This is a genomic window from Hyphobacterium sp. CCMP332 (assembly GCF_014323565.1).
Taxonomy (GTDB): Bacteria; Pseudomonadota; Alphaproteobacteria; order Caulobacterales; family Maricaulaceae; genus Hyphobacterium.
This window is the reverse complement of sequence record NZ_CP058669.1, coordinates 2,132,076-2,143,784: the sequence shown is the minus strand read 5'-3', so window position 1 is coordinate 2,143,784 and position 11,709 is coordinate 2,132,076. Positions and strand designations below refer to the sequence as shown.

The 11,709-nt window shown below is 62.3% G+C and carries 12 protein-coding genes; 6 read left to right on the top strand and 6 right to left on the bottom strand.

What is annotated here, in order from left to right:
* The first annotated feature begins 129 nt into the window (after window positions 1-129).
* Window positions 130-579, top strand: coding sequence for a hypothetical protein (locus tag HXX25_RS10770; RefSeq protein ID WP_187165917.1), 450 nt, complete (start codon window positions 130-132; stop codon window positions 577-579).
* 51 nt (window positions 580-630) lie between these two features.
* On the top strand, window positions 631-1,356 hold the full coding sequence (locus HXX25_RS10765; RefSeq protein WP_187165916.1) for an NAD-dependent deacylase: 726 nt from the start codon (window positions 631-633) through the stop codon (window positions 1,354-1,356).
* Between the two features lie 13 nt (window positions 1,357-1,369).
* Here HXX25_RS10765 and HXX25_RS10760 read toward each other — a convergent pair whose 3' ends face one another.
* Window positions 1,370-1,765 (bottom strand): metallopeptidase family protein, encoded by a 396-nt coding sequence (locus HXX25_RS10760; protein WP_187165915.1) that lies wholly within the window; start codon window positions 1,763-1,765, stop codon window positions 1,370-1,372.
* Window positions 1,766-1,864: 99 nt separating this feature from the next.
* On the opposite strand from HXX25_RS10760, the gene HXX25_RS10755 reads away from it, so the two are divergent.
* The gene (locus tag HXX25_RS10755) at window positions 1,865-2,311 is read left to right on the top strand and encodes an MmcB family DNA repair protein (RefSeq protein WP_187165914.1); all 447 of its coding nucleotides are present in this window, start codon (window positions 1,865-1,867) and stop codon (window positions 2,309-2,311) included.
* Here HXX25_RS10755 and HXX25_RS10750 read toward each other — a convergent pair.
* Complete coding sequence (locus tag HXX25_RS10750) at window positions 2,308-2,856, bottom strand: ActR/PrrA/RegA family redox response regulator transcription factor (protein WP_187165913.1); 549 nt, start codon at window positions 2,854-2,856, stop codon at window positions 2,308-2,310. The two genes, HXX25_RS10755 and HXX25_RS10750, sit on opposite strands and share 4 nt — an antisense overlap.
* Window positions 2,857-2,887: 31 nt before the next feature.
* Window positions 2,888-4,201, bottom strand: coding sequence for an ActS/PrrB/RegB family redox-sensitive histidine kinase (locus HXX25_RS10745; protein ID WP_187165912.1), 1,314 nt, complete (start codon window positions 4,199-4,201; stop codon window positions 2,888-2,890).
* Between the two features lie 113 nt (window positions 4,202-4,314).
* Here HXX25_RS10745 and HXX25_RS10740 point away from each other — a divergent pair, with 113 nt between their 5' ends.
* Together HXX25_RS10740 and HXX25_RS10735 are read left to right on the top strand one after the other, a co-directional pair.
* Window positions 4,315-4,965 carry an SCO family protein gene (locus HXX25_RS10740; protein ID WP_233346648.1) on the top strand — a complete coding sequence of 217 codons (651 nt, stop codon included), beginning with the start codon at window positions 4,315-4,317 and terminating at the stop codon, window positions 4,963-4,965.
* Window positions 4,966-4,992: 27 nt separating this feature from the next.
* The gene (locus tag HXX25_RS10735) at window positions 4,993-6,222 is read left to right on the top strand and encodes a polyhydroxyalkanoate depolymerase (protein WP_187165911.1); all 1,230 of its coding nucleotides are present in this window, start codon (window positions 4,993-4,995) and stop codon (window positions 6,220-6,222) included.
* On the opposite strand, the gene HXX25_RS10730 is transcribed toward HXX25_RS10735, so the two are convergent.
* The gene (locus HXX25_RS10730; protein WP_187165910.1) at window positions 6,219-6,677 is read right to left on the bottom strand and encodes a hypothetical protein; all 459 of its coding nucleotides are present in this window, start codon (window positions 6,675-6,677) and stop codon (window positions 6,219-6,221) included. The two genes, HXX25_RS10735 and HXX25_RS10730, sit on opposite strands and share 4 nt — an antisense overlap.
* A gap of 65 nt (window positions 6,678-6,742) precedes the next feature.
* Here HXX25_RS10730 and HXX25_RS10725 point away from each other — a divergent pair, with 65 nt between their 5' ends.
* Window positions 6,743-7,867, top strand: a complete 1,125-nt coding sequence (locus HXX25_RS10725; protein ID WP_187165909.1) for a PQQ-dependent sugar dehydrogenase — start codon at window positions 6,743-6,745, stop codon at window positions 7,865-7,867.
* 1 nt (window position 7,868) lies between these two features.
* On the opposite strand, the gene HXX25_RS10720 is transcribed toward HXX25_RS10725, so the two are convergent.
* Window positions 7,869-9,548 carry a hypothetical protein gene (locus HXX25_RS10720; RefSeq protein ID WP_187165908.1) on the bottom strand — a complete coding sequence of 560 codons (1,680 nt, stop codon included), beginning with the start codon at window positions 9,546-9,548 and terminating at the stop codon, window positions 7,869-7,871.
* Between the two features lie 83 nt (window positions 9,549-9,631).
* Window positions 9,632-11,563 (bottom strand): transglycosylase domain-containing protein, encoded by a 1,932-nt coding sequence (locus HXX25_RS10715; protein ID WP_233346647.1) that lies wholly within the window; start codon window positions 11,561-11,563, stop codon window positions 9,632-9,634.
* Window positions 11,564-11,709 lie beyond the last annotated feature (146 nt).

Here is an 11,709-nt window from a genome sequence, read left to right as displayed (position 1 = left end):
CTGTTTGCAGAACCTTACGTGTGGGCGCAGCCACCGGATCAGTGCGCCCGCCGCCCGTGCGACGGTTTGCGACATTCTCTCGCGGGCGTGAGCGGTCCAGACTGGGCATGAACAGGGAGGGACAAGATCATGCGCGCATTTCTATTCGCCACACTGGCCGGTGGCCTGCTTTTGACGGCCTGCTCGGAGCCGGACGACAGGGCCGCCAACGATGACGGCGCGCCGGAGGCTTCGGGTGGTGTCACGGCGCCCGGCGCTTTCCCCGCGGACGGTCCGGTTGGCGACCGGGTGGAATACTATGTGACCCATTTGCGGCCCCAGCTGCCCATGCCCATCAACAATTCGACGGTGATGGACGGCGTGCGCCGGAACGGGCTTGAAATCGAGCTGCATTACGATGTCATCGATACGTCCGTGACACGCGCGCAATTGCAGGCCTGGCTGGCAGATACTGCGCCTCCCAATACGTGCGACAATGCCATGACCGCGCAAATGGTGCGGGACGGGGCCAGTTTTCGCTACACCTATTCCGGCGGATCGCTGTCGCGGCCGGTCAGCCAGGCGGTGACGCGTTGCTGAAGATGCCACCGCCGGTTGGCGAGTGAGGCACGAGGCGGCACACTGGCACGCATGACAACGCCCCGCCTCCTCATTCTCACCGGTGCCGGTATTTCCGCTGAATCCGGGCTCGGCACCTTCCGTGATACGGACGGGATCTGGTCGAAATTCGACTGGCAGAAACTGGCCTCGCCCGAAGGCTTTGCCGAAGACCCGGTCGCCGTTCATGCCTTCTACAATGCGCGGCGTGCCGGATTGCTGGACGCTGCGCCCAATGCCGCTCACACGGCGCTGGCCCTGCTGGAGGCGGCCTGGGTGCGATCCGGCGGCGAGTTCCTTCTTGTGACCCAGAATATCGACGATCTGCATGAGCGGGCGGGCTCTGAACGCCTCATCCACATGCATGGCGAATTGCTGCGCTCGCGCTGTGGGGCGTGCGGTGATCTGAAACCCTGCCGCAGCGATCTGTCCATCGCGATGAGCTGTTCTGCCTGTGGCCGCGACGGCCGGTTGCGCCCGCATGTCGTCTGGTTTGGAGAAATGCCACTGGGCATGGACGAGATTTTCGAGCGCCTGTCCTCGGTCACGCATTTTGCCGCCATCGGCACGTCCGGCTCGGTCTGGCCCGCAGCGGGATTTGCGGCAGAAGCCGCCCGCGCCGGGGCCGCCACCTGGGAGCTCTCCATGGAGGCTGGCGAAAGCGGGCATGACTTCCACCATGCCGTCTATGGCCCGGCCACGCAGACCGTGCCGGACTGGTGCGACCGTATTATCGCCCAGGCATTTTCCGGGCGGTGATACAGGCCACGCCCTACGGGCCGGCGGCATCCTCGATGGCGTGCATATCCTCGTCCGACAGACCGAAATGGTGGCCGATCTCGTGCACCAGAACATGGGCAATCAGGAATTTCAGACTGACATCACCGCGCGCCTGCCATTCTGCGAGGATGGACTTGCGGTAGAGCCAGACCTGATCCGGAAAGGTGACCGGATCAATGACCGATTTCTGTGTCAGGTCCACGCCATGATAGAGGCCGGAGAGCTGATAGGGATCGGCAATGCCGAAATGGGCCAGCGTTTCCCTGTCCGCAAAATCGGCAATGCGGATGGAGACATTGCCGCACATCTTGCGGAAGCCTGCGGGCAATTCGTTGAAGGCCTCTTCGGCGAAGCCGGCAAACTGGTCGATATCGGGAGGTGTGTGCATCCGGTCTATATAGGTATGGATGGCGGATGCGCCATTGCGAACATACAGGGAACATGCTATTTGGTTTCTTTTTGCGCGTCCTTCGACAGGAGCACCCTGATGAATAGCCCGCTCGCCTCGGCCCTCAACCCGGCGATAGATGATGCCCGGCTTCTGGCGCGCGGCGCGGCGCGTCTGCTCTATGATATGGGCTATACGGCGATCCCCGAATTTTCCTTCAAGACGGGCCGGCGCGCGGATCTGTTCGCGCTGGGCCCGAAAGGCGAGATGACCGTGGTCGAGGTCAAATCCGGGATAGCGGATTTTCGGGCCGATACGAAATGGATGGAATACCGGGATTGGTGCGACCGGCTTTATTTTGCCGTCTCGACCCGCTTTCCGCAGGATATCCTGCCGGAACAGGCCGGGCTGATCATCGCCGATGGCTTTGGTGCGGCCATCGTGCGCGAAAGTCCGCATGATCCGATCAATGCGGCGCGCCGCAAATCGGTGATGCTGCGCTTTGCTCGCTGCGCGGCCGAGCGTCTGGGCCGGCTGGAGCCTTAGCGCGGGGCGCGCTTCGCCAGGATACGCTGCAGGGTGCGGCGGTGCATGTTCAGCCGGCGCGCGGTTTCCGAGACATTGTGATTACACAATTCGAAGACGCGCTGGATATGTTCCCAGCGGATCCGGTCGGCTGACATCGGATTGTCCGGCGGGGCCGGCTTGTCACCGGGTGACAGAAGCGCCTTGACCACATCGTCGGCATCGGCCGGCTTGGCCAGATAATCAATCGCCCCGGACTTCACGGCAGCGACGGCAGTCGCGATATTGCCATATCCGGTCAGCATGACAGCGCGGCAGTCATCGCGCGAGGCGTGCAGGGCGCGCACGACATCCAGCCCGTCACCATCTTCCAGCCGCAAATCGACAACCGCAAAGGCGGGCGGATTGCCACGGGCGATTTCCATCGCTTCCGAGACGGTCCCGACCGCCGAGACGATAAAGCCGCGACTGGTCATCGCCCGGCCGAGGCGCGTGCGGAACGGTGCATCATCATCCACGATCAGGAGGGATTTATCATCGGGCAGGTCAAGCGGTGTGTCGGTCATTCGTGTCACTCGTTTTCGTCTTAAAGCTTATCTAGCCCGCTTCCTCGTGCGCTTCCACCCGGTTGCGCGGCCACTGGATATGGACGATGGCTCCGCCGAGCTCGCCGCCATTGGCGAAGTGGGCCTTGCCGCCCAGGCGTTCGATCATGGTGATGGCGATGAAGGTGCCCAGCCCCATACCGCCGCCAATTTCGCCCGAGCGCCGGGAGATATAAGGCTCGCCTATCCGGCTCAGCATGTCGGGCGCAATGCCCTTTCCATCATCATTGATCGAGATGCGGATGGTGTCGGCATCCCATTCACCTTCTATAATGACCGCTCCGGCGGCAAACTCGACCGCATTCTCGATCAGATTGCCCAGACCGTAGAGCAGTTCGGGCTGACGGGCGAGATAGGGGGCGGGCCCCACCCCGTCCGCGCGCAGGGTGATGGAGGCGCCGAGGCCCCGTAAGGGCGCGGCGACTTCATCGAGCGCATCGCGGAAGGCCATGCGGTCGTGCATCTTGTCATGGGTTTCGCGCTGGGCGGAGAGACGCTGGAGAATGTCGCGGCAGCGTTTGGCCTGCGAGACGAGAAGCTCGGCATCGTCCCGCAAGACATCATCCTTGGCCTCGCGGGCTATTTCCCTGGCGGTCAGCTGGATCGTGGCGAGCGGTGTGCCAAGTTCATGCGCGGCGGCTGCGGCCAGAGAGCCAACGGCAGAGAGTTTCTGCTCGCGCGCGAGAATGGCCTGTGTGGCCGCCAGCGCTGCGCCCATGCGCTTGGCTTCATGGCCGATGCGCCAGGCATAGACGGCGGTGAAGGCCACGGCGATGATGAAGGCCGTCCCCAGCCCGGCGACATAAAGCGGCGGCAAATGCAGGGTCTCACCGCGAATCCATGGCAGGGGCAACGCAAACAGGGCCATCGCCCCGAGCCCTGACAGGCCGATCGCGGCCAGTCCCAGCGCATAGCGGGGGGGCAGCGCAGCGACGCCAATCGTCACCGGGGCGACCAGCATGACGACAAAGGGGTTTTGCAGCCCTCCGGTCAGAAGCAGCAGAATGGTCAGTTGCAAGACGTCAAAGCCCAGCTGGACAAATGCCTCGTGATGCGAGGTCAGGCGCTGGATATCGCGCGTGATGATAAGGCCGAGATTGAGAATGGCGCTGGCGGCGACGACGGCGGCGCACAGGGCCAGCGGCAGGGCAAAGCCGAGAATGAGGCTGACAAAGAGCAGGCTGGCGGCCTGACCGAAAACGGCCAGCCAGCGCAGCACGATCAGCGTCCGCAGGCGAACCCGGCCAAAGAAGGGCGCGCCGCCGGGCGGCGGCGCATCCTGAGTGAGGTCATAGGCATCAAGCATCTGGCGTCTATATACCCTGCCTCGCGCAGAAGTGACCAGACGGATTACACCTTGCTGCATTGCACAATTTTCCAGACCGGTTCATCTTCCCGATCCCGAATTCAGGAGGACACGTGAAGTCGTTTTCTGGTCTCCCGATCTGGCTGATCCCGCTGATGGCGGGCATCGCCGCACTGGTGCTGGTCTTCAGCCTGTTGATGCTGCTTGATTCGCGCCCGCAACCACAGGCTGGCGAGGTCGTTTCGTCAGGCCGGGCCGATATCGGCGGTCCGTTCACCCTGATCGATCACACCGGCGCGACTGTTACCGAGGCGGATTTTGCCGGCCGACCCATGCTGATCTATTTCGGCTTTACCTATTGTCCGGACATTTGCCCGTTTTCGCTACAGGTGATGGCCGCTGCGCTGGCCGGTTTGCCGGAAGACCAGCGGGCCGAATTCCAGCCCGTCCTGATCACGGTCGATCCGGAACGCGATACGCCCGAGCAATTGGCGCAATATGTGTCCAGCCCGGCCTTTCCCGACAATCTGGTCGGCCTGACCGGAACGCCGGAGCAGATTGCGGCCGTCGCCGCCGAATACCGGGTGATTTATCGCCGTGCTCTGGAAGAGGGGGCACCTGAAGACACGTACACGATGGACCATACCTCGCTGATCTATCTGATGGACCGGCAGGGCGAATTCCACAGCGTGTATGCCCACGGCACACCGCCGGCCCGGCTGGCGGCGGGACTACAAGACTTCCTTGAGGAAAGCCCGCGATAATCCTGCGTGGCATTAAAGAGGTATCCCATGCTCTACAGCATGTTCGAGTTAAGCAGACTGGCAATGGCGCCCTGGCGCGCCGCTGCGAACGCGACGCGCAAATCGCTTCGCTCGCCGTGGAACCCCATGGGCGACACGCTGGCGGGCCGCACCATGGCTGCCAGTGCCGATCTGTTTGAATCCATGACGCGCAATTACGGCAAGCCCGGTTGGGATCTGCCGACGACGGAGATCGGCGGTAAAGAGGTGGCGGTCACGCCGGAAACCATATGGTCGTCTCCGTTTTGCGACCTGGTTCATTTCAAGCGCGCCGGTGCGCCAGACGGCCAGCCGAAGGTTCTCTTCGTGGCGCCGATGTCGGGCCATTATGCGACGCTGCTGCGCGGTACGGTGAAGACCTTCCTGCCCGATTGCGAGGTCTACATTACCGACTGGACCGATGCCTCCATGGTGCCGATCTCGGAAGGCCGGTTCGATCTCAATGATTATGTCGACCATGTTGCGGAGATGATCCGCGCCGCCGGTGAAGGCGTGCATGTTGTCGCCGTGTGTCAGCCGGGCCCGCCCACCCTGGCCGCCATCGCCCTGATGGCCGAGGACGGCGATCCGCTGCGCCCGGCCTCGATGACTTTCATGGGTTCGCCCATTGATGCGCGTCTGTCACCGACCGTGCCCAACAAGCTGGCGGAAGAAAAACCCTTCGACTGGTTCGAGCAGAACGCCATTCACACCGTGCCCGCGCCCTATCCGGGCGCGATGCGCCGGGTCTATCCGGGCTTTTTGCAGCTTTCCGGCTTCATGCAGATGAACTGGGAACGCCATGTCGATGCGCACTGGCAATTCTTCAATCATCTGGTCGAGGAAGATGGCGACAGCGCCGACAAGCACCGGCAATTCTATGACGAATATCTATCGGTCATGGATCTGACCGAGGAGTTTTATCTTCAGACCATCAAGGATGTCTTCCAGGACCACAAATTGCCGCGCGGCGAATTCGAGCATCGCGGCCGCCTCGTCGATCCGTCAAAGATCACCGATATCGCCCTGATGACGGTTGAAGGCGAGAATGACGACATTTCCGGCATCGGCCAGACGCAGGCCGCGCATGATCTCTGTTCGAACATTCCTGAATCGATCCGGATTGACTGGGTGCAGCCAAAGGTCGGCCATTACGGCGTGTTCAATGGCAGCCGGTTTGAAAAGGAAATCGCGCCGCGCATGAAGGCCTTCATGAAAGAGAAGGGCCGCAAGGCCTAGCTGGCCGGTTTTGCCAGAAGCGCAAACACCCACCCGCCGGTCGCGCCGCCCAATCCGATGATCAGAAGGCCCCAGAGATCACGGCCCGATCCGATGGGCGTGATCGTGGAGGCGAGGATAGTCTGGTAAAAGACCTCAATGGCGTAAATCATCACCATGATGGTGACGAAGCCGGCGAGGACGTAGCCGAAGGTTCTGAGCGCACCGAGTTGCCGCGAGATCAGGCGGGCCACCGGAAAGGCGATCAGATAGCCGATGGCAGTCAGAAGAATGAGCGTCGGGGCGAATCCGGTCAGGTCTGTCAGCGTGGCGTCCAGCCGCGCGTCCAGAGGCATGGCCGCTCCGGCATTGACCAGATATTGCAGCACAATTTGGGTGGACAGGATGGTTGTCGCCAGGCCGCCCGTCACGACAGCGGCAAGGTAGGCGATAACAGGTCGGGTCCAGCCGGGCATGTTCAAATCCAATCCGGGCGCTATCTTGATACCGGTATGTAACGCAAGACAGGACAGGTGACACCATGTGGTTTCGATCCTCGCTGATGATTCTGGCGCTTTCCAGCCCGGTTCTGGCTCAGGAGCCGGTGCCGAACACGGCTTTTGACGGCGAGACGGAAGTCGTGGCCAGTGGACTGGTGCACCCCTGGTCTCTGGCCTTTTTACCCGATGGCGATCTGCTGGTGACCGAGCGCGGCGGGCGATTGCGCCTGATCACGGAAGTCGGGCTGGTGGCTGAGCCGGTCTCCGGCGCGCCCGAGCCCTATGTCGCCGGTCAGGGCGGAATGCTGGACGTCGTCCTGCACCCGGATTTTGCGGAGAATGGCTGGGTCTATCTGACCTATGCGTCCGGTGATCGCCGCGCCAATGCGCTGGCCATTGCCCGCGGGCGCTATGCCGACGGGGCGCTCAGCGATGTCGAGACGATCTTCACCGCCAATATCACCAAGGATACCGATGCCCATTATGCCGGACGCATGACCTTCCTGCCGGACGGCACTTTCATCGTCACCATCGGCGAAGGCTTTGACTATCGCGAGGAAGCGCAGGACCCATCCAACCATTTCGGCACGACGGTCCGGCTCAATGATGACGGCTCCGTCCCGGCGGACAATCCGGACATCGAGAACGGCGCACCCGGCGTCTATTCCTGGGGCCACCGCAATGCGCAGGCGATTCTGTATGACGCGGAGACCGGGCGGATCATCTCGCACGAGCATGGCCCGCGCGGCGGCGATGAGGTCAATATCATCGAACCCGGCGTCAATTATGGCTGGCCGATTGCGACCTTCGGGATTGATTATTCCGGGGCGATCATCAGCCCGTATGAAACCTATCCCGGCATGCGTGACCCGATTGTGGTGTGGGATCCGTCCATCGCCCCGGCGGGCATGACGCTTTATCGCGGCGACATGTTTCCGGAATGGCAGGGTGATCTCCTGATAGCGACGCTCCAGCCCGGCAATGCGGACACAAATTCAGGCCATATCCGGATTGTGGACCTCAACGAAAACGGCCTGCCACAGGGGCAGACCGTAATCCTTGGAGAGCTGGACGCCCGGGTGCGGGATATCCGTACCGCGCCGGATGGCAGCCTCTATGTGCTGACCGATGCCTTTGATGGCTCGGTTATCCGCCTGTCGCGCTAGCCTATTCGTCGCCTTCGGCAGGAATCGCGGTGATGGAAATGCCCATCGCCTCATAATCCAGATTGCCGGCTTCGGCCTGAGCCACCAGTTCGGCCACGCTGACCGGGGCGTCGGGCGTCATGCGAACCTCGACCGAGCCGCCATTGGCAATGAAGCTGGTCATGGCGGTCGAGAATTCCGTCAGCAAGGCGCGCGGTATTTCCGCCGGTGCGCCCATTGTGCCGAGCGCGATCATGGCACCGGCCTGATTACGCAATTGTTCCTTCGACATGCCCTGCATGGCCGACGCGGCGGTCAGGGCGCGGTCCATCAGGGACTGGTCCTCGAGGCGGAAGACGAAGCTGTTCAGAACCAGCGGTTCGAGCAGGGTCATGATCTGCTCGGGTGACGGCTCATCCATCGTATAGCCCATCTGCATGGCGGCGAGGGAATAGGCCATCAGGCCGGTCATGTCGCTTTCGATCTCGACCCGGAAACCATCGCGCATGGCGAAGTAGTTTTCGCCGTCCGTATAGGCCCGGTCGGTATCGCGTTCATAGACGGATGCGCCTTCGGAGACGAATTCGAGCTGGCTGTAATTCAGCATGCCGAGCCCCATCGCCATCTGCGCGCCCAGCGCATAATCGGTGTCCGGCGCAATGATCAGCGGCGTCATTTCCGACACATAGCGGACCTCATTGCCATTATCGTCGACATTGGCGGTCAGGGAATCGAGCTGAACGGTGATGCCGCCGACATTGGCGCTCAAGCCGCGAATGGTGGCGCTTTCATACGCATCCAGCGGGTCAAAATCCTCCGGCAATTCCGGAACATCGGTGACGTCATCATTCGGCGTCTCGTCCGACAGGGCCGCATTCATCAACGCAAACTGGGCGACAAACGGATAGGTGATGGCCTGGCCAATCGCGTCAGCGGACATTTCGTCCAGACGGAAATCAATAATGCCGATCTCGTCGTCCGTGCCTTCAATGGCAAAGTCCATCAGCTCGAAACGGCCAATCGTATATTCGGCCAGATCGTCAATTGCGAGGCGGCCGAGCGACACGGCAAAATTGTTGCCGTCTTCGGTGCCGGAAATATTCAGGCCTTCAATCGCAAACAGGCCATAGGTCCAGCGGTCCTGATCCATTTCAACATCAATATCGGATTCGCCGGAGAATCCGAGCGCAACCGCCGAGGCCATGGAGGCATTGGGTTGTTCGATCAGGAAACGGTCGATCGAGCCGTCAAACGCGTCATCATTCTCGCCGACCAGAATGTCGTCGATGGAAAGCCGGTCGAAGACAACATTGCCCGACTCATCGAAGCGTGGTGCGGCCAGTGTCATGGTCGCCGCGGTCAGCGTATTATTGCCGCTTCCGCCGCTGTTCTCGTCCATGGTTTCGGCTTCGCCGGTATCCTGGCTCTTGGTGCCGTCATCCTCGACCGCTTCCAGATCATCGCCGCTATCGGGAAAGGTGAAGGTCAGGCCGGTGAAGGTATAGGTGCCATCGTCAAATGTGCGGCTGTCCCAGCTGACCGCGCCATCGCCGGAATTGGCAAGGTGCAGGGCTTCCAGCGCGCTGGCGGCGGTCGCCTCGTCAACCCGGGTGATCTGGATATCGCCGCTATCGGATGCGGTCTCGTCGCTACAGGCCACCAATGCCAGTGCGGATACAGAAATAATCAATGCCGTTTTCATGAAGGGTCCCCGGATAAAATGTGACACGCCAACAGACCTGCCGCTCACCGGCAGTTCTGCAGCCAAAAATGACTTTGTTAAGGCTAACCGCCAACGCCGATGCGAGACAAGAGGGAAGAGATAGGATCGCGTTCCTCTTCCTCGTCCGGAATCTCCGGCTCTGTCCAGTTGGCTGGGACGCCGGCTTCCGGCGGGGCGGCGGTCATGAAGGCCCGGAAGATGGCGGCAGGCGGCCCGGAGCCGGCGGCGCGGTCGGTGGGCGAGGAATCATCATTGCCAACCCAGACCGCCGCGGTCAGGCCACCCGTATATCCGGCAATCCAGGCGTCGCGATTGTCATTCGTGGTGCCGGTCTTCGCACCGGTGACCGTGCCGGGCGGGGCGGCGAAACGCGCCGTGCCGGAGCGGGCCGTGGTTTCCAGCAGACGCCGCATCCAGGACAGGGTGCGCTGATCCAGTACGGTCTCGATGTCCGGCACGTCGCGTTGCCAGAGCAGCTCGCCATCGACGGTCTCGATCCGTTCGATCATGTGGGAATGGGCGCGCTGGCCGCCATTGGCAAAGGCGGTATAGGCGGTGGCCAGCTCGACGGGTGTGACCTCGAACGAGCCCAGCGCCATGGAGCGGTCAACGCGGATTTCGCTCTCGATACCGAGGCGATGCGCCAGCTCGGCGATGAAGCCATGGCCGGTTTCTTCGGCCACGCGGGCGGCGACCACATTGGAGGAGCGAGAGAAGGCCGTTTCCAGCGTCATCGGGCCGGAATACTGGCCATTATAATTCGTCGGTGACCAGTTTCCCCAGGAGACCGGCATGTCATCGCGGACATCTTCGGGCCGCAAACCGCTTTCAAACGCCGCGGCATAGACAAAGACCTTGAAGGCCGAGCCGGGCTGGCGCCTGGCATTGAGGGCGCGGTTATAGGGGCTGGCGGCATAATCGACCCCGCCCACCATGGCCCGTATCGCTCCGTCTCCGAACATGGCGACAAGCGCGGCCTGATCGGCGCCGCGGGCGGTTTCCGGATTGGTCATAACGCTGCGCACGGCGGCTTCGGCGGCGCGCTGGGCCGGAATGTCCAGCGTGGTGTAAACGACGATATCCGCCTCGCGGTCACCGGCCAGCTCGCGGGCTTGTGCCTCGATGGTGTCTATGAAATAGCCAGCGCCCGGCGTCGAGGCGGCGCGCGCGACGCGAATGGGCGTCTGGGCGGCTTCAATGCGCTCTTCCTCGGTGATGCGGCCGGTCTCGTACATCAGGTCCAGAACGACGGTCGCCCGCGCCGCTGCGCGTTCCATGTCGTTGGCGGGCGAATAGCGCGACGGGGCTTTCAACAGTCCGGCCAGAAGCGCCGCTTCACCCAGGGTCACATCCCGCGCGGAACGGCCGAAATAACGCTGGGCGGCGGCTTCCACGCCATAGGCACCCGCCCCGAAATAGACGCGGTCGAGATAGAGCGCGATGATTTCATCCTTGGAAAAGCGCTGCTCCAATTGCCAGGCGAGCACCATCTCCTGAATCTTGCGGACAAAGGTCCGGTCGGACGTCAGGAACAGATTCTTGGCCAGCTGCTGGGTGATGGTCGAGCCGCCCTGCACAACGCGTCCGGCACGGATATTCGCCAGCATGGCGCGCGCTATGCCGCGCAAATCGACGCCGCCATGGTCATAGAAACGCCGGTCCTCGACACTGAGGACGGCATTGACCAGATAGTCCGGCAATTCCGCGACCGAAAGCGAGGCACCGCGGCTGGCCCCACGGCGCGAGATCACCTGCCCGTTGCGGTCCAGATAGACTTCGCCGCCCAGTCTGGGCTGGGCCAGCTCGATATCGGAGACATTGGGGAGGTCGCGCGTGATCGCCACCAGAAAGGCGGCCCCGGCGAGAAAGCCGATGACGGCAATCGACAGAATGAATCGGAACCAGCCAAAGCGTTGCCGGCCGGGCGGCGCGGGCCGGCGCTGCGGGCTTTGACGCCGCCTCCAGGGGGCGGGGGGTTTGCGGGTCTGGCTCAAGGGGCGCGTTGCTCCGGCGGGAATCGTTATCCGTTTATCCTGCAAGCTTGATCGCCTGACGGCGTTAAGGCGGCGTGAATGTGGCGATTCTTCATAATCCGCCCTTGCGCCGCGCTTTTCCCTGCCGCACCATGATTTCGGCCTCT

Excerpts from the sequence above, each read along its gene's own strand:
- HXX25_RS10745 (WP_187165912.1), bottom strand. The coding sequence starts at position 4,201 with ATGCTTGATGCCTATGACCTCACTCAGGATGCGCCGCCGCCCGGCGGC.
- HXX25_RS10730 (WP_187165910.1), bottom strand. The coding sequence starts at position 6,677 with ATGCCCGGCTGGACCCGACCTGTTATCGCCTACCTTGCCGCTGTCGTG.
- HXX25_RS10755 (WP_187165914.1), top strand. The coding sequence starts at position 1,865 with ATGAATAGCCCGCTCGCCTCGGCCCTCAACCCGGCGATAGATGATGCC.
- HXX25_RS10720 (WP_187165908.1), bottom strand. The coding sequence starts at position 9,548 with ATGAAAACGGCATTGATTATTTCTGTATCCGCACTGGCATTGGTGGCC.
- HXX25_RS10725 (WP_187165909.1), top strand. The coding sequence starts at position 6,743 with ATGTGGTTTCGATCCTCGCTGATGATTCTGGCGCTTTCCAGCCCGGTT.
- HXX25_RS10750 (WP_187165913.1), bottom strand. The coding sequence starts at position 2,856 with ATGACCGACACACCGCTTGACCTGCCCGATGATAAATCCCTCCTGATC.
- HXX25_RS10765 (WP_187165916.1), top strand. The coding sequence starts at position 631 with ATGACAACGCCCCGCCTCCTCATTCTCACCGGTGCCGGTATTTCCGCT.
- HXX25_RS10735 (WP_187165911.1), top strand. The coding sequence starts at position 4,993 with ATGCTCTACAGCATGTTCGAGTTAAGCAGACTGGCAATGGCGCCCTGG.
- HXX25_RS10770 (WP_187165917.1), top strand. The coding sequence starts at position 130 with ATGCGCGCATTTCTATTCGCCACACTGGCCGGTGGCCTGCTTTTGACG.
- HXX25_RS10760 (WP_187165915.1), bottom strand. The coding sequence starts at position 1,765 with ATGCACACACCTCCCGATATCGACCAGTTTGCCGGCTTCGCCGAAGAG.